Source organism: Hylemonella gracilis ATCC 19624 (assembly GCF_000211835.1).
Taxonomy (GTDB): Bacteria; Pseudomonadota; Gammaproteobacteria; order Burkholderiales; family Burkholderiaceae_C; genus Hylemonella; species Hylemonella gracilis.
Map to the genome: position 1 here is coordinate 1 of NZ_AEGR01000045.1, position 16,220 is coordinate 16,220.

Below are 16,220 nucleotides of genomic sequence, written 5' to 3' on the forward strand. Positions count from 1 at the left end.
AGAACAGCAGAACAGCAGAACAGCAGAACAGCAGAACAGCAGAACAGCGAATCAGCCCGCAACCTTCGTTGCCGCTTCGGCCTCGAAGCTGCGCTGGAACTCCGCCAGCGGACGCGGGCGGGAAATCAGATAGCCCTGGACCTCGTCACACCCGGCCGCTCGCACGGCTTGCATCTGTTCCATCGTCTCGACCCCTTCGGTCACCGTGCGCATGCCGAGGGTCGCAGCCAGTTCGGCGATCATGCGCACGATGGCGCGAGACTGGTCCTTGGACAGCAGTTCCGTCACGAAGGACTGGTCGATCTTGAGCGTGTCGAAGGGAAAGCTGCGCAGGTAGGAGAGGGATGAAAAACCCGTGCCGAAGTCGTCCAGGGCCAGATGCACGCCGGTCTGGCGGATGGAGCGCAGCAGCTGCAGCGCTTGCTCGGCGTCTTCCATGAAAAGCGATTCGGTGATTTCCAGCTCGAGTCGGCCCGGCTCCAAGCCCGAGACTGCCAGGGTCTCGCGCAAGTGATCCAAGAAATGGCCGCTCAGCAACTGCGCGGGCGAGACGTTGACCGCCACCGTCAGCCCAGCCAATTCCTGGGTGCCGGCGCGGCAGGCTTCGCGCAACGCCCACTGGCCCATGGCGTCGATGAGGCCGCACTGTTCCGCGACGGGGATGAATTCGCCGGGCGAAATCGGGCCCAACGTGGGGTGGGTCCAGCGCATCAAAGCCTCCGCCCCGGTGATGCGGGCCGAGGCAAGATCGAGCTTGGCTTGCCAGTGCAGCATCAGTTCGCCGCGTTCCAACGCGTTGCGCAGTCCTTGCTCTATCGCCAATTGCCGCCGGCTGTGTTCGCCCAACAGGGGGGTGTAGCGTGCCCAGCGTCCTCGCCCCGATTCCTTGGCTGCGTACATCGCCATGTCGGCTTGCACCAGCAGCCCGTCCAGTGACACGGGTTCGTTGTGGCGTGTGGTCAGGCCCACGCTGGCGCCGATGCGCAGGCTGCGTGAGCCGATTTCGACGGGCTGTGCCAAGGCATCCACCACGCGTTGCGCCAACGTGTCGGCCTTGGGCAGATCGGCCGGCTCGGACAGCACGACCGCGAACTCGTCGCCACCCAGCCGCGCCAGCAGCGCCTCGGTGGGCAGGTGCGCGCGCAATCGTTCAGCCACTGCCTGTAGCACGGCGTCGCCCGCGCTGTGGCCGTGGTTGTCGTTCACCGCCTTGAAGCGGTCCAGGTCAATCGCCAGCAAGGCCAGGGGCCGCTTCTGCGCGATGAGCCGGTTCAGCGTGTCTCGCAGCATGAAGCGGTTGGCCAGACCTGTCAGTGAGTCGGTGTGGGCCAGCCGCCGCAGGGTTTCCTCGTGCCGCACTTTCTCGGTCACGTCACTCAACACCCCACGCCAGCCCAGAAACGCGCCGTTCTCGTCCGATAGCGGCTTACCGTTCATCAACAGATGCACGGTGCCGCGCTCGTCCTGGATGGAGAGGCTCAGGTCGCGGAAGGGCCGGCCCGTGTTCAGTTGCTGTTCCAACAGCCCGGCGCCCGTGATGCCGCGCCGCGAAAGCAGCGCCAGCAGGGGTTCGGCTTCTTGTCCCTCGAGCGGCAGGCACAGCAATTCGCGCAGGCGTTGCGAGGCGTGACGCAAACGCCCGTCGGCGTCGGTTTCCCAGAGGGCGTCACCCGCGTTCTGTTCGAAGTCCTGCAGCAGCAGCGACAGCATCTGTTCTTGCCTCGCCGACTGTGCCTGCGCGCGCAGAAGCGCGGTGGATTTGTACCAATTCACCAGCGAGCCGATCACGACGATGGGCGCATACAGGCTCATGAGCAGGCCTACCGAAACGGCGGCTGCACTGCCGACATCGAGCAGCGCCCAGATGGACCCGAGCGAAATGGTCGCGGCCCAGGCCACGCTGGCGTAGGGCAGGGGGCTGAGTACGAAGCTGCCGGCGCCCAGCATGCCGCTGATCAGCGCCACCAAGGGAAGTTGCAGCCCGACGGCCGAGCCCTCGAACCACAGCGCCGGCAGCACGCCCCAGACCGCTGCCAGTAGCAGGGCATGCACCGTGGCGCGGTGCACGCTGCGGGACGAGGCCGTGAGAACCGGACGGCCCCGACGCCGCACCCAGTTCAGCATGGCCAAACCGCACACCGTGCACAGTGCAAACATCCAGACCCAGAGGCCGAAAGGAACGTCTGGCGTGAAAAACCACAACGTCAAGACGCCACTGCCGAAATTGGCGGTCATCAGCGACGGCGTCAACCGGATCAACGAACTCAGGTGAGCGCCCCGCATGCGCGCGGCCTCGGGACCCTCGCCGTTGTACATCTCGGTGATGTCGGCTCGCAGTTCACGCAGGGACGGGTGGCCGGATCTGGACATGGGAGTGACAGGTGGCGTTGATTTCTTATAGCACGCAGCGGGCTTCCCGTGCTTGATGTTGGTCATGAGTGATGCAGCTTATCCCGTCAGGGTATACGCACATCGACAAATCGTGGTGTCTGTGCAGTAGTTCCAAGGGCCGAGCGCCGTTCCGTCGCGATCCTGTTTGATAATGTTCACATGCGCAGCGATTCAATTCACCGCTTCAACCCCTCATTCCCCCTTGATTTCGTGCCCTTGGAAGGCACCCCAAGAGATTGTGAGGATTGCGGCAAGGCGGAGCGGGTGGGCTTTCAGTTCGACTATGCCTTCCAGCCCATCGTGGACATCGCCGCGCGCACGGTCTTCGCGCACGAGGCGCTGGTGCGGGGGCCGCAGGGTCAAGGCGCCGCCAGCGTGCTGGCCCAGGTCAACGATCAGAACCGCTACCGTTTCGACCAGGCCTGCCGCGTCAAGGCGATCAAATCCGCCAGCGAGCTGGGTATCGCCGAGCCCATCTCGGTCAACTTCCTGCCCAACGCCATCTACAAACCCGAGCTGTGCATTCGCACCACCGTGGAGGCTGCCCGCGCACATGGTTTTCCCGTGCAACGCATCATCTTCGAGGTGACCGAGGGCGAGCGCATTGAAGACGGCCCCTGGTTCGCCGACATCCTGCGCGAGTACAAGCGTTGCGGCTTCATGACCGCGATCGACGATTTCGGCGCCGGTTACGCGGGCTTGAAGTTGCTGTCTGATTTCCAGCCCGACCTGATCAAGCTGGACATGGACCTGATCCGGGGGGTGCACGTCGACAAGCCACGCCAGGCGATTGTTCGCAGCATGGTCGCCTTGTGCGCCGAGATGGGCATCCAGCTGATCGCCGAAGGCATCGAGACCGTGGCCGAGCGCGATTTCCTGAGCGACGCGGGCATCCGTCTGATGCAGGGATACCTTTTCGCTCGCCCCGCCTTCCGCGCGATCGCGCCGGTGGACCCGGGGGTTTACCAGACGTCCGTGTCTTGAACGAAAGCCTTGAACGAAAGCCGAGAGCTTTGGCGCGACGAGGTGGCTCAATCGGGCGTCAATGGGATGCCGTGTGATTGGGCGAAAGCCCAGGTGCGAGTCTGAGGGTTCATGAGAGTTGAGCAATTGACATGAATTCTCATTCGCAAAGGCATGAGAAAGTGCGCTGTCACATTCACGGATTGAATCAAAGCATGTCCTAAACAAATTTGCCTTTGATCGGATCCGCGATGAAACTCATCGCACCGACCCGTCCATCCCGAGGGTCAGACCGAGCGAGGCAAGCATGAACAAGACCACGGGCGCAGCCCGGAACCATCCCTCCAGCCCTGAGCAGAGAGCGGCGGTGCGCGCGGTGCTCGACGCGCGCAGCCAGCAGGCCGGCGCTTTGCTGCCCATCCTGCATGACATTCAGGATCAGCTGGGCTACATCCCCGCCGATGTCGTGGTCGACATCGCCGAAGCCCTCAATGTCTCCCGCGCCGAGGTGCACGGGGTCATCACTTATTACCACCACTTCCGCAGCGAGCCCGCACGGGGCGCCGTGGTTCAAGTCTGCCGGGCCGAGGCCTGCCAGTCCTGCGGTTCCGAGGCGCTGTGGGAGCACGCCAGCAAGAAAGCCGCCGGCCAGAACGTGACGCTGGAGCCGGTGTATTGCCTGGGCTTGTGCGCCACCGCCCCCGCCGTGCAGATCCAGGACAAGTTCCACGCGCGCGTGACACCCACCAAGTTTGACCGTCTGCTGGCGCAGCTGAAGGAGGCCGCATGAGCACCGCCGTGAAGATTTACGTTCCGCGCGATTCCGCGGCCCTGGCCCTGGGCGCGGACGAAACCGCGGCGGCCATTCAGAGCGAAGCGAAGAAACGCAACATCGCCATCGAACTGGTGCGCAACAGCTCGCGCGGCCTGTTCTGGCTGGAGCCCTTGGTCGAGGTGTCGACCCAGAAGGGCCGCGTGGCCTACGGCCCGGTGCAGGCCGAGGACGTGGCCGGTCTGTTCGACGTGGGTTTCCACAACGGCGGTGCGCACAAACTGGGTTTGGGCCTGACCGAAGAGATCGCCTACCTGAAGAATCAGGAGCGCCTGACCTTTGCCCGCATGGGCATCACCGATCCCGTTTCGCTGGAGGATTACCAGGCGCACCAGGGCTACGCCGGTCTGCGCAAGGCGCTCGAGATCAAGCCGACCGACGTGGTGCAGCAGGTGCTCGATTCGGGCCTGCGTGGTCGTGGTGGCGCGGCCTTCCCGGCCGGCATCAAGTGGAAGACCGTGGCGGCCGCCCAGGCGGATCAGAAGTACGTGGTCTGCAACGCCGACGAGGGTGACTCCGGCACCTTCTCCGACCGCATGACCATGGAGGGCGACCCCTACATGCTCATCGAGGGCATGACCATCGCCGCCATGGCGACGGGCGCGACGCGCGGCTACATCTATGTGCGCAGCGAATACCCGCACGCGATCGATAACCTGAACGAGGCAATTGCCCGTGCGACGAAGGCAGGCTTCCTGGGCGACAACGTCCTGGGCTCGGGCCGGGCCTTCCACCTCGAAGTGCGCAAGGGCGCCGGCAGCTACGTCTGCGGCGAGGAAACGGCCATGCTGGAAAGCATCGAGGGCAAGCGCGGCATCGTGCGCGCCAAGCCGCCGATCCCGGCGCTGCAGGGTCTCTTCGGCAAGCCTACCGTCATCAACAACGTCATCACCTACGCCTCCGTGCCCATCATCCTGGCGCGGGGCGCGGCTTTCTACGCCAACTACGGCATGGGCCGCTCCAAGGGCACGCTGCCCATCCAGCTCGCGGGCAATATCAAGCACGGCGGTTTGGTGGAAAAAGCCTTCGGCGTGACCCTGCGTCAGCTGGTGTTCGAGTACGGCGGTGGCACGGCCAGCGGCCGGCCGGTCAAGGCGATCCAGGTCGGCGGTCCGCTCGGGGCCTATGTGCCCGAGCAGCACTGGGATTTGCCCATGGACTACGAAGGCTGGACGGCCGTGGGCGCCACGGTCGGCCATGGGGGCATCGTGGTGCACGACGACACCTCCGACATGCGCAAGCTCGCGCGCTACGCCATGGAGTTCTGCGCCATTGAGTCGTGCGGCAAGTGCACGCCCTGCCGCATCGGCTCCACCCGCGGCGTGGAAGTCATTGACCGCCTCGCCGAGGCGGACCGCCAAGGCAAGCCCGAGGTCAAGGCCCAGCAGGTCAAGCTGCTGCGCGACCTGTGCGACACCATGGTCAATGGCTCCCTCTGCGCCATGGGCGGCATGACGCCGTTCCCGGTGCTGTCCGCCCTCAACCATTACCCGCAGGATTTCGGCTTGTCCACCCCGGACAAGAAAGCCGCCTGAGTCCCGGACCACCGAACCTTTGAAGGAGCGCACCATGCTCGACCATCTGAAGCTCGAAATCGATTACGGCACGCCCCTGCGTGAATCCGAGAAAAAGGTCACGCTGGAGATTGACGGCCAGAGCGTCACCGTGCCCGAGGGCACGTCGCTGATGCGCGCTGCCGTGGACGCCGGCGTCAAGGTGCCCAAGCTGTGCGCGACCGACAGCCTGGAGCCCTTCGGTTCCTGCCGCCTGTGCCTGGTGGAAGTGGAGGGGCGCCGCGGTTTCCCCGCCAGCTGCACCACACCCGCCGAGAACGGCATGAAGGTGCACACGCAGACCAGCAAACTGCAGGAACTGCGCAAGAACGTGATGGAGCTGTACATCAGCGACCACCCGCTGGACTGCCTGACCTGCTCGGCCAACGGCAATTGCGAGCTGCAGGACATGGCCGGTGTCACTGGCCTGCGCGAGGTGCGCTACGGCCAGGGCGCCGACGCGGGCGCGAACCACTTCAAGGGCGAGAGCAAGCCGCTGATCGACTTCTCCAACCCCTATTTCAACTACGACGCGAGCAAGTGCATCGTCTGCAACCGCTGCGTGCGCGCTTGCGAGGAAACGCAGGGCACCTTCGCGTTGACGATTTCCGGACGTGGTTTTGACAGCCGTGTCTCGCCCGGCCAGGACGAGCCCTTCATGGCGTCCGAGTGCGTGAGCTGCGGCGCCTGCGTCGAAGCCTGCCCCACGGCCACCCTACAGGAAAAGAGCGTGGTTGAACTCGGCCAGCCCGAGCACAGCGCCATCACCACCTGCGCCTATTGCGGCGTGGGTTGCGGCTTCAAGGCCGAGATGAAGGGCAACGAGGTCGTGCGCATGGTGCCTTGGAAGGACGGCAAGGCCAACGAAGGCCATGCTTGCGTCAAGGGCCGTTTCGCCTGGGGTTATGCGACGCACAAGGATCGCATCACCAGCCCGATGATCCGCAAGAGCATCAACGATCCCTGGCAGGAAGTCAGCTGGGAAGAGGCCATCAACTACACGGCCAGCGAGTTCAAGCGCATCCAGGCTAAGTACGGCCAGGATTCGGTGGGCGCGCTGGTGTCCTCGCGTTGCACCAACGAAGAGGGTTATCTGGTTCAGAAGCTGGTGCGCGCGGCCTTTGGCAACAACAACGTGGACACTTGCGCCCGCGTTTGCCACTCGCCCACGGGTTACGGCCTGAAGCAGACCCTGGGTGAATCCGCCGGCACGCAGACGTTCAAGTCTGTCGAGAAGAGCGACGTCATCATGGTGATCGGCGCCAACCCGACCGACGGCCACCCGGTGTTCGGCTCGCGCATGAAGAAGCGCCTGCGCGCTGGTGCCAAGCTGATCGTGGTGGATCCGCGCCAGATCGACTTGGTCAAGAGCCCGCACATCCGTTCGGACTTCCACCTCAAGCTCAAGCCCGGCACCAACGTGGCCATCATCAGCGCCCTGGCGCACGTGGTCGTGACCGAGGGTCTGGTGGACGAGGAATTCGTCAAGGCGCGTTGCGAGATGAAGTCCTTCAACGAGTGGCGTGATTTCGTCGCCAAGCCCGAGAACTCGCCTGAGGCGATGGAGACCGTCACCGGCGTGCCCGCCGAGCAGATCCGCGGCGCCGCGCGCCTCTTCGCCACCAAGGGCAAGAACGCGGCCATTTACTACGGCCTGGGCGTCACCGAGCACAGCCAAGGTTCCACCATGGTCATGGGCATCGCCAACCTGGCCATGGCCACGGGCAATGTGGGCCGCGAGGGCGTGGGCGTCAACCCGCTGCGCGGTCAGAACAATGTGCAGGGTTCCTGCGACATGGGTTCCTTCCCGCACGAGCTGCCGGGCTACCGCCATGTGTCGGACGCCACCGCGCGCAGCCTGTTCGAGAGCGCCTGGAACGTGGAGCTGCGCGCCGAGCCTGGCCTGCGCATCCCCAACATGCTGGGTGCCGCCGTGGACGGCAGCTTCAAGGCCCTGTATTGCGAGGGCGAGGACCCGGTGCAATCCGATCCTGACACCCAGCACGTCGCCCATGCCCTGGAGTCCATGGAATGCGTGGTGGTGCAGGACTTGTTCCTGAACGAAACCGCCAAGTACGCCCACGTGTTCCTGCCCGGCGCATCCTTCCTGGAAAAGGACGGCACCTTCACCAACGCCGAGCGCCGCATCTCGCGCGTGCGCAAGGTGATGCCGCCCAAGGCCAAGTACGCCGACTGGGAAGTGACGCAGATGCTGTCCAACGCCCTGGGCTACCCCATGAACTACAAGCACCCCAGCGAGATCATGGACGAAATCGCTGCGCTGACGCCGACCTTCAAGGGCGTGAGCTTCGACAAGCTGGACAAGCTGGGCAGCGTGCAATGGCCGTGCAATGACGAGGCGCCCGAGGGCACCCCGACCATGCACATTGGCAGCTTCGTGCGCGGCAAGGGCAAGTTCATCATCACCCAGTACGTGCCGACCGACGAGAAAATCACGCCCAAGTACCCGCTCATCCTGACGACCGGGCGCATCTTGTCCCAGTACAACGTGGGCGCGCAGACCCGGCGCACGGAAAACGTGCACTGGCACAGCGAGGACCGGCTGGAGATCCATCCGCAGGACGCCGAGGACCGCGGCATCCATGAGGGCGACTGGGTCGGCATCCAGAGCCGTTCAGGCTCCACCGTGCTGCGCGCCATCGTCACGGACAAGGTGCAGCCGGGCGTGGTCTACACCACCTTCCACTTCCCCGAGTCGGGCGCCAACGTGATCACGACGGACAACTCCGACTGGGCCACCAACTGCCCCGAGTACAAGGTGACGGCGGTGCAGGTTCTGCCCGTGACGCAGCCGTCCGAGTGGCAGAAGGGCTACGAGCGCTTCAATCGCGAGCAGTTGCAGCACTTGCAGGCCGCTCAGGCCGAGGTCGTGGGCAAGTAAGTTTGCCGGACAATGCAGGCATGAAGCTGCAAGACCTGCCCCCGCAAACACAGCCCCGCGCCGAGCTGGCGATGACGGATGCCCGCAAGGTTCCGGTGACGGGGCTGCACGACGGGCAGGTGTTCCAGGGCGAAGACTGGGTCGCCGAGGAATGCCCCGTGGCCTTGGTCTACAACGGCATCTCCCATGCCGTGATGTTGGCCACGCCCGCGGACCTGGAAGATTTCGCCCTGGGCTTCTCCCTCAGCGAGGGCATTGTCGACAGCCCGGCCCAGGTGTACGGCATCGAAGTCCAGTCGGAACGCTCGTGCGATGGTCAGCCCGGCCTCAGCGTGAATCTGGACATCGCCTCGGCCTGCTTCGCCCGCCTCAAGGAACGGCGTCGCACCTTGGCGGGGCGTACGGGCTGTGGCCTGTGCGGAACCGACAGTCTCGACCAAGCCGTGCGTGCTCCCTCCACCTTGCCCAAGGACACGGACACCGTGTTCCGCGCCGCGGCGGTCTCGGCCGCGCTTGGTCAGATGCGTGAGCGTCAGCGGCTGCTCGGCATCACCGGCGCGACGCATGCCGCGGCCTGGTGCTCGGCGGAGGGCGCCATTGCCCTGCTGCGCGAGGACGTGGGTCGCCACAACGCGCTGGACAAGCTCATTGGCGCCTTGTCGCGTCCCGGTGTACCCGTGGCCGCCGCGCGCGCCAGCGAAGGCTTCATCATCGTGAGCAGCCGCGCCAGCTATGAGATGGTGCAGAAAACCGCCAGCGCGGGCGTGACCCTGTTGGCCGCTGTTTCGGGCGTGACGGGTCTGGCCGTCGACGTGGCGCAAGGCTGCGGCTTGACCTTGCTGGGTTTTGCCCGCGGCCAAGACCTCTCCGTGTACAGCCAGCCCCAAAGAATTGTTTTGTGAGATTTTGTGAGACTCCACCATGAACCTCGAACACCTCATTCGCATGGCCAACCAGATCGGCACCTTCTTCGCGGCCATGCCCGACCGGGCCGAGGCGCTGGAGGGCATCGCCAACCACATCCATAAGTTCTGGGAGGCGCGCATGCGCCGTGAATTGGCTGCTGCCATCGAATCCGGTCAGGCCGAGGCCTTGTTGCCCATCGTGCGCGAGGCCTTGAGCAAGCATCCCTCGCCGGCCTGACCGCCACAGCGACTGCAACTGCAACTGCAACTGCGGTTTCGACGCCGACGCGTCACCGCCGCCGACTCCATTCGACAGTGTGCCGGTGCGCGGCCCAGGCCGAGCCCGCCGTCGCTGCCGAATCAGCGGAGGGCGCGCTGCGCCTCAGTCCCTGCCGCCATAGGCCAGCCCTGAGGCGACCCCGCCGAACAGATCACCTTCCACCAGCGGCACGCCCGCGAACTCCGCCCGCAGCGCCTGCTGGAAGGGGCGCAAGGCGGAGGACCCGCCGGTGAGGTAGATGGCCGAGAGCGCGCCATCGGCCACGCCCGCCAGACGCGCGCACTCCCGTGCGCAGGCCACGGTGCGCGCCAGCAGTGCGCTCAGCTGCTCTTGCATCCCCTTGACCGTCATCGCCGCGACCAAGTCCTTGTCCAGTTCGGAGAGGTCCATCGCCGTGTCACGGTCCTCTTGTGAGCAACGGATCTTGGCCTGCTCCACCGCATGGGCGATGCGGTGGCCGTGGCGTTCGCGCAGCACGCGCATCAGGCGTTGGTGCAGGCGCGCGTCCGCATAGTTGGTCCAGAGGCCTTGGGCGTCGGCGATGGCCCGGGGTTGGTACAGCCAATGGATCAGGTGCCAGGTCGAGAGGTCGAAGAAGATGCGGCTGGGCACTTCGCGGCCTTGCGGGCCCAGATGCCGGTAACCCAGCAGGGGCATCACCTGTTCCAGGTTGAGCTTGTGGTCGAAGTCCGTGCCGCCGATGTGCACGCCCGTGGTGGCCAGCACGTCAGCCGCGCGATCGGGCGCTTGCATGCGTTTTGGCCCCAGGCGCACGACGGTGAAGTCCGAGGTGCCGCCGCCCAAGTCCACCACCAGCACGGTGCTCTCCCGCTCCAGGCGCCGTTCATAGTCCAGCGCCGCGGCGATGGGCTCCAGCTGGAAGGACACCTGCTCGAAGCCCACGGCCTGCGCCGCTTTCAGCAGGGACGCTTGCGCCAGCGCGTCGCGCTCGGCATCGTCGTCCACGAAGTGCACGGGCCGGCCCATCACCACCCGCGTGGGCGCGGCGCCCAGCGTGCGCGCGGCGCGCTCGCGCAAGGTGGCCAGGAAGGTGGCGATGATGTCCTGGTAGCTCAGCGCGCGGTTGTGCACCGTCGTGGTCTCTTGCAGCAAGGGGCTGCCCAGCAGGCTTTTGAGCGAACGCATCAACCGGCCCTCGGCGCCTTCCAGGTAACGCGCGAGGGCCTCACGGCCGAAGTGGGTGCTGAGGTCTTCGTTGTCGTAGAAGACGGCCGTGGGCATGGCCGTGGCCTCGTTTTCCAGGGGGATGAGTCGCGCCCGCGACCCGGGCTCGGCCCAGGCGATGGCGGAGTTGGAGGTGCCGAAATCGATGCCGAGGGTGCCGGTGAGCGTGCGGGTCATGCGGGAAGAGCGAGGGGAGCGTGAAGAACGGGGCAGGGAAGGCGCGGCGGCAGTGGGTGGGTCCGCTGATCGGACATCAGGCAAGAAAGATCACCTGGCGAGACTGCGCTGCGCTTCGAAGGTCGCGGATTGTGCCATTCGCTTGAGTTGATGGGTCGTGCTCGTGCTGCTGGGTTGTACTGTCGGGTTGTGCCCATCGGCCGTGCCCCCGGATTTGCCGCCCCGTCATGCCCATGGGGCCAGCGCGAGGCGTGCGGATTTGCCTACACTTGACGCTTTTCCCGCGCGTCCCAGGCCCAGAGAGCCGGGGCCTATTTTTCAACCTTCCCTCAAGAGACAACAAGCCATGAAACTCTACTTCAAGCCCGGCGCCTGCTCCCTCTCCCCCCGCATCGTGCTCGAGGAACTGGGCCTGTCGCACGAGGCGGTGGCCGTGGACCTCAAGGCCAAGAAGCTGCCCGACGGTTCGGACTACCTGGCCATCAATCCCAAGGGCTATGTGCCCGCCCTGCAACTCGACAGCGGCGAGGTGCTGACCGAAGGACCGGCCATCGTCCAGTACCTGGCCGACCAGAAGCCCGAGAAGAAGCTGGTGCCGGCCAACGGCACGATGGAGCGGTACCGCCTGCAAAGCTGGCTGACCTTCATCGGCACCGAGCTCCACAAGTCCTTCAGCCCGCTGTTCAACTCGGCCATGCCGGAAGAGGCCAAGGCCATCGCGCGGGCCAACCTGGAGCGCCGCCTCGGCTGGGTGAACCAGCAGCTCGCGGGCAAGGACTACCTGATGGGCGCCGACTTCACCGTGGCCGACGCCTACCTCTTCACCGTCGCCAACTGGACGCGCCCCGTCAAGCTGGACATCAGCGCTTTCACGAACCTCACGGCCTACATGGCCCGCGTCGCGGCGCGTCCCGGCGTGCACGCCGCGTTGAAGGCGGAAGGCCTGGCCTGATGCCGCAGGGCGGACCGCCCGCCCCGGTGTCCCCGCAGTCCGACGCCGCCGTGGGGCCGGTCTCGCGGGGCCAGGCCCTGCGCTATTGGCTGAGGCTCGGATTCTTGAGCTTCGGAGGCCCTGCGGGCCAGATCGCGCTGATGCACCAAGACCTGGTGGTGCAAAGGCGTTGGATTTCGGAACAGCGTTTCCTGCACGCGCTGAACTACTGCATGCTCTTGCCCGGGCCCGAGGCCCAGCAACTGGCCACCTACCTCGGGTGGTTGATGCATCGGAGCTGGGGCGGCATCGTCGCCGGGGCGCTGTTCGTGCTGCCCTCGCTCGTCATCCTGATCGCGCTGTCCTGGCTGTACATGGCCTGGGGCCAGACGCCGTGGGTGGCCGGCCTGTTCCACGGCGTCAAACCCGCCATCACGGCCATCGTCGCCTTCGCGGCCTGGCGCATCGGCGCACGTGTGCTGTACCGCGAGGGGCGCCTGGACCTGGGGTTGACGGGCCTCGCGGTCGCGGCGTTCGTGGCCATCTTCGTTTTGCAGCTTCCGTTCCCGCTGATCGTGGCGGTGGCGGCGCTCTTGGGCTGGGCGGCGGCACGGTGGGGTCGCGTGTCCGGTGCTGGTCGCGCGGCTCGCCCCGGTGTTGAACAGGGCGGTGACTCTCGGGGCGATCAACGCCGTGACGAGGGCGGTGGCCCCAATGGTGCGGTCGCGCAGACCTCTGCCGAACCGGCGGTGCACGCCGCGCACGCGGGGCAAACGGAGCACGCGGGGCAAGAGGCCACGCCGTCCGGCGAGCGGCCTGCCCTCATCGACGACCACACCCCGCCGCCCGCGCATGCGCGTTTTGCCTGGCGCCGCCTGGCGTGCGTGCTCGCGGTCGGCGCGCTGTTGTGGATGCTGCCCATGGGCCTGCTCTGGGGCTTGCTGGGATGGCGGCACGACTACACGCAGATGGGCTGGTTCTTCACCAAGGCGGCCTTACTGACCTTTGGTGGCGCCTACGCGGTGCTGCCCTACATCCATCAGGGGGCCGTGGGGCATTACGGCTGGCTGAGCAACGCGCAAATGATGGACGGCCTGGCGCTGGGGGAATCCACGCCGGGGCCGCTCATCATGGTGGTGGCTTTCGTTGCCTTCGCAGGCGGCTGGAACCAGGCGCTGCTGGGGCCGGATGCCCTGTTCATGGCCGGGGCCGTCGCCGCGCTGCTGGTCACCTGGTTCACCTTTCTGCCGTCCTTTCTGTTCATCCTCGCGGGCGGGCCGCTGGTGGAGTCCACGCGCGGCCGCCTGTCCTTCACCGCGCCCTTGACGGCCATCACCGCCGCCGTGGTCGGGGTGATCCTGAATCTCGCGCTGTTCTTCGCGGTCCATGTGATCTGGCCGCAGGGCGTGGGCGGGCGCGTGGACTGGTTGGCCCTGGGTCTCGCGCTGGCCGCAGCGCTGGCGCTGTGGCGCTACCGGCGCCCCGTGCTGGAGGTGATCGCGGTCTGTGCCCTGCTGGGCCTGCTGTTTCAGTTCCTGGGTGGGTCAGCATGACTGTTCTTGTTGCCCCGCACCGTGGCCTGACCGTGAACGTGTTGCTGCAGCTGGCGTCTGGCCTGGTGGCCATGACCCTGTGCCTGCCGGTGCTGCCCGACTGAGCCCACGAGTTCGGTGCCAGCCAGGGCACGGTGTCGCTGAGATTCGGCGCCTAGGTGGCGGTGTACGGAAGCCCTGCAACGGGTCTGAGCCCCGGCGTCGGAGCGCCTGCGCCGCAAGCCCGTGTTGATCTTGGGCCTTGCACTGGCGGCGGGCGACCGTCGCCTGATGGCGCTCGGACAACTCGGACTACTCGGACAGTTCGCAATCGTGAACGCCTGTTGCTCGTGCTGGGCTGGCCTTCAGTTTCCTCAGGTTGGACCTTGGCGTGGCAGGGAGTCTCGGGCCGTGACGGTGCTGCAACGGGTGCGGCTTGTGGGCACCGGGGCGCAGCGCGCCAGACCGCGCCTCTGCGCAGCCAGCGGGCAACGGCCTACCAGCGCGCTTGGATGAGCCCGGCGTGGACCTGGCTCTCCACCCGTGTAAGCGGCGTGTCGCCGTTCTTGATGCAGTCGCCGCTGTGCACGTCGAACTGCCATCCATGCTGGGGGCAGGTCAGCGTGATGCCGTTTTTGTCTGCCTGGTTCAGCGCGAGTTCGGGGATGTTGGTGGCTTTGTGCGGACAAAGACTGTCGTACACCTTGACCGCGTGCCCCTGGCGGTGGACGAAGAGACCCCGGCCCTCGCACTCCACCCGCCGGACTTCACCATCGGGCACCTCTTCCAGCGGCAGCACATCCCGCCAGCGCGGCCCTGGTTCGGCACGGTCGGCTGGGGGCGCTTGGGTGGTTTGGGTGGTTTGGGTGGAACCCGTGCCCGCCATGCCCGCCCGCAGCGATTCCAGCGTGAACTCGGGCAGATTCATCGACAGGATCACGTCGGTGGCCCAGACGATCTTGGTCAGGCCCAGGGCGGGAAAAGCCATGAGTAGCGCGTCGATCACCTCGGCGGCGCTGCAGCCCTCGCGCAAGGCGCGTTTGAGGTATTGCTTGAGGCCGCGCTCGGTCTGCGCATGCACCTTGGTGATGACCGAGATCAGGTTGCGGGTCTTGGGGTCCAGCTGCTTGCCCGCGTCCTTGAGGAAGCTGAAGTAATGCGTCATGGCCTCGGGCCGGGCCTGGACGAGGTAGTCGAGCGCTGCGCTCATGAGGGAACTCCTGGAAGGGGCGAGGGCGTCTGCGATTGCGCGTCATCGTGGGTTAGGCGCATGGCCGCCCCGCTGCGGGGGTCGAACCAGTCAAGCGTGCCATGCAGGGTCACGACGTCGCCCACGATCAGCAGGCTGGGGGAACGCAACTCTTGCACGCCGTGCCGCGTTGGAAGGTCGGCCAGCGTGCCGGTGATGACGCGCTGCGTCGCCAGCGTGGCGTGCTGCACGGCGGCGATCGGTCGCGAGGGCGGGGCGCCGTGTTCGATCAACTTGCGGCAGATGGCGGGCAGGGCGGACAGGCCCATGTAAATCACCACGGTCTGTTGCGGGCGCGCCAGCGCGGCCCAGTCCAAATCGGGCTGGGTCGGGCCGCGTGCGCTGCCGTGTGCGCTGCCCAGTGCGCCGTCCTGTGGGGCGTGCGGTGCGGCGTCGGGTGGAGCCTCGGCGCCCTGCACATTCTTGAGGTGGCCGGTCACGAAGAGGCAGCTCTGCGCATGGTCGCGGTGGGTGAGCGGGATGCCCGCATAGCAGGCCACTCCGCTGGCCGCCGTGACGCCTGGCACGACCTCGAAAGGTATGCCGGCCTCGGCCAGCTTTTGCATCTCCTCGCCGCCACGGCCGAAGATGAAGGGGTCGCCGCCCTTGAGGCGCACGACCTGACGGCCTTCGCGCGCCAGCTGCACCAGCAGGGTGTTGATCTGCTCCTGGCGCAGTGTGTGTTCGTTGCGGCGCTTGCCCGCGTAGATGCGCTGGGCCGCCGGATTGGCCAGGGCGAGCACGCCGTCGGACACCAGGTTGTCGTAGACCAAGGCATCGGCTTGAGCCAGGATGCGCGCGGCGCGCAGGGTCAGCAGATCCGGGTCGCCCGGGCCCGCGCCGACGAGGTAGACGCGCCCCGTGGTGCCGTGGGCGAGGTCAGAGCGTGATGCCAGAGAAGCGTTCATGCGGCGCGGCTCGCGGCGAGGTCCAGGCCCCATTTCGCGCTGTGCAGGCCCAGTATGGTCAGCAGCAGGGAGCCCAAGAGGTGCAGCGCCGCCGTGCCCAGGGCCAGGGCATAGCGGTGCTGCATGAGCATGCCCACCACCTCGGCGGAGAAGCTGGAAAACGTGGTCAGCGCGCCCAGGAAGCCTGTGACGAGCAGCAGGCGCCATGCCGGGTCGAGCTGAGGCAGGGCCTGGAACACGGCGACGCACACGCCGACCAGGTAGCCCCCGATCAGGTTGGCGGCCAGCGTGCCCCAGGGCAGGAAGGTGCCCGCGATGGCGCCGCCCGCGTTGAGCCACAGGCCCAGTTGCCAGCGTGCCAGCGCACCGAGGCAGGCGCCGAGGCAAATCGCAAGAATCGAAGCAAACATGG

At 66.4% G+C, this 16,220-nt stretch carries 13 protein-coding genes; 8 read left to right on the plus strand and 5 right to left on the minus strand.

The features are described from left to right. Positions 1-51: 51 nt before the first annotated feature. Complete coding sequence (locus HGR_RS05375) at positions 52-2,370, minus strand: putative bifunctional diguanylate cyclase/phosphodiesterase (protein ID WP_006297108.1); 2,319 nt, start codon at positions 2,368-2,370, stop codon at positions 52-54. Between the two features lie 180 nt (positions 2,371-2,550). Between HGR_RS05375 and HGR_RS05380 the strand changes: the two genes are divergently transcribed. The 6 genes from HGR_RS05380 to HGR_RS05405 all read left to right on the plus strand — a co-directional run bounded on the left by HGR_RS05380 (position 2,551) and on the right by HGR_RS05405 (position 9,784). Next, positions 2,551-3,375: an EAL domain-containing protein gene (locus HGR_RS05380; RefSeq protein WP_006297109.1), complete on the plus strand. Its 825-nt coding sequence runs from the start codon at positions 2,551-2,553 to the stop codon at positions 3,373-3,375. Between the two features lie 286 nt (positions 3,376-3,661). Further along, positions 3,662-4,144 (plus strand): NAD(P)H-dependent oxidoreductase subunit E, encoded by a 483-nt coding sequence (locus HGR_RS05385; protein WP_006297110.1) that lies wholly within the window; start codon positions 3,662-3,664, stop codon positions 4,142-4,144. Further along, positions 4,141-5,721: a formate dehydrogenase beta subunit gene (locus tag HGR_RS05390; RefSeq protein WP_006297111.1), complete on the plus strand. Its 1,581-nt coding sequence runs from the start codon at positions 4,141-4,143 to the stop codon at positions 5,719-5,721. The genes HGR_RS05385 and HGR_RS05390 overlap by 4 nt, the downstream gene beginning before the upstream one ends. 34 nt (positions 5,722-5,755) lie before the next feature. Further along, positions 5,756-8,641 (plus strand): formate dehydrogenase subunit alpha, encoded by a 2,886-nt coding sequence (gene fdhF, locus HGR_RS05395; RefSeq protein ID WP_006297112.1) that lies wholly within the window; start codon positions 5,756-5,758, stop codon positions 8,639-8,641. Positions 8,642-8,661: 20 nt separating this feature from the next. Beyond that, a complete protein-coding gene (fdhD, locus tag HGR_RS05400) occupies positions 8,662-9,543 on the plus strand; it encodes a formate dehydrogenase accessory sulfurtransferase FdhD (RefSeq protein ID WP_006297113.1) in 882 nt (293 codons plus the stop codon). Between the two features lie 19 nt (positions 9,544-9,562). Beyond that, positions 9,563-9,784, plus strand: coding sequence for a formate dehydrogenase subunit delta (locus HGR_RS05405; protein WP_006297114.1), 222 nt, complete (start codon positions 9,563-9,565; stop codon positions 9,782-9,784). A 144-nt stretch (positions 9,785-9,928) separates the two neighbouring features. On the opposite strand, the gene HGR_RS05410 is transcribed toward HGR_RS05405, so the two are convergent. Then, complete coding sequence (locus HGR_RS05410; protein WP_006297115.1) at positions 9,929-11,188, minus strand: Hsp70 family protein; 1,260 nt, start codon at positions 11,186-11,188, stop codon at positions 9,929-9,931. Between the two features lie 346 nt (positions 11,189-11,534). On the opposite strand from HGR_RS05410, the gene gstA reads away from it, so the two are divergent. Both gstA and HGR_RS05420 read left to right on the plus strand, forming a co-directional pair. Beyond that, positions 11,535-12,140, plus strand: coding sequence for a glutathione transferase GstA (gene gstA / locus HGR_RS05415; protein ID WP_006297116.1), 606 nt, complete (start codon positions 11,535-11,537; stop codon positions 12,138-12,140). Further along, complete coding sequence (locus HGR_RS05420; RefSeq protein WP_006297117.1) at positions 12,140-13,672, plus strand: chromate transporter; 1,533 nt, start codon at positions 12,140-12,142, stop codon at positions 13,670-13,672. Before gstA ends, HGR_RS05420 begins: the two co-directional genes overlap by 1 nt. 475 nt (positions 13,673-14,147) lie before the next feature. Here HGR_RS05420 and HGR_RS05425 read toward each other — a convergent pair whose 3' ends face one another. From HGR_RS05425 to crcB, 3 genes are read right to left on the minus strand one after another with little or no spacing between them, the layout of a single operon-like run. After that, positions 14,148-14,861 carry a Rieske 2Fe-2S domain-containing protein gene (locus HGR_RS05425; RefSeq protein WP_006297119.1) on the minus strand — a complete coding sequence of 238 codons (714 nt, stop codon included), beginning with the start codon at positions 14,859-14,861 and terminating at the stop codon, positions 14,148-14,150. Then, positions 14,858-15,808, minus strand: a complete 951-nt coding sequence (cobA, locus tag HGR_RS05430; protein ID WP_006297120.1) for a uroporphyrinogen-III C-methyltransferase — start codon at positions 15,806-15,808, stop codon at positions 14,858-14,860. Before cobA ends, HGR_RS05425 begins: the two co-directional genes overlap by 4 nt. Beyond that, positions 15,805-16,218, minus strand: coding sequence for a fluoride efflux transporter CrcB (gene crcB / locus HGR_RS05435; RefSeq protein ID WP_006297121.1), 414 nt, complete (start codon positions 16,216-16,218; stop codon positions 15,805-15,807). Before crcB ends, cobA begins: the two co-directional genes overlap by 4 nt. Positions 16,219-16,220: the final 2 nt, after the last annotated feature.

Coding starts and splice junctions, on each gene's coding strand:
- HGR_RS05390 (WP_006297111.1), top strand. CDS start 4,141: ATGAGCACCGCCGTGAAGATTTACGTTCCGCGCGATTCCGCGGCCCTG.
- HGR_RS05405 (WP_006297114.1), top strand. CDS start 9,563: ATGAACCTCGAACACCTCATTCGCATGGCCAACCAGATCGGCACCTTC.
- HGR_RS05385 (WP_006297110.1), top strand. CDS start 3,662: ATGAACAAGACCACGGGCGCAGCCCGGAACCATCCCTCCAGCCCTGAG.
- HGR_RS05380 (WP_006297109.1), top strand. CDS start 2,551: ATGCGCAGCGATTCAATTCACCGCTTCAACCCCTCATTCCCCCTTGAT.
- HGR_RS05375 (WP_006297108.1), bottom strand. CDS start 2,370: ATGTCCAGATCCGGCCACCCGTCCCTGCGTGAACTGCGAGCCGACATC.
- cobA (WP_006297120.1), bottom strand. CDS start 15,808: ATGAACGCTTCTCTGGCATCACGCTCTGACCTCGCCCACGGCACCACG.
- fdhD (WP_006297113.1), top strand. CDS start 8,662: ATGAAGCTGCAAGACCTGCCCCCGCAAACACAGCCCCGCGCCGAGCTG.
- HGR_RS05410 (WP_006297115.1), bottom strand. CDS start 11,188: ATGACCCGCACGCTCACCGGCACCCTCGGCATCGATTTCGGCACCTCC.
- HGR_RS05420 (WP_006297117.1), top strand. CDS start 12,140: ATGCCGCAGGGCGGACCGCCCGCCCCGGTGTCCCCGCAGTCCGACGCC.
- fdhF (WP_006297112.1), top strand. CDS start 5,756: ATGCTCGACCATCTGAAGCTCGAAATCGATTACGGCACGCCCCTGCGT.
- crcB (WP_006297121.1), bottom strand. CDS start 16,218: ATGTTTGCTTCGATTCTTGCGATTTGCCTCGGCGCCTGCCTCGGTGCG.
- HGR_RS05425 (WP_006297119.1), bottom strand. CDS start 14,861: ATGAGCGCAGCGCTCGACTACCTCGTCCAGGCCCGGCCCGAGGCCATG.
- gstA (WP_006297116.1), top strand. CDS start 11,535: ATGAAACTCTACTTCAAGCCCGGCGCCTGCTCCCTCTCCCCCCGCATC.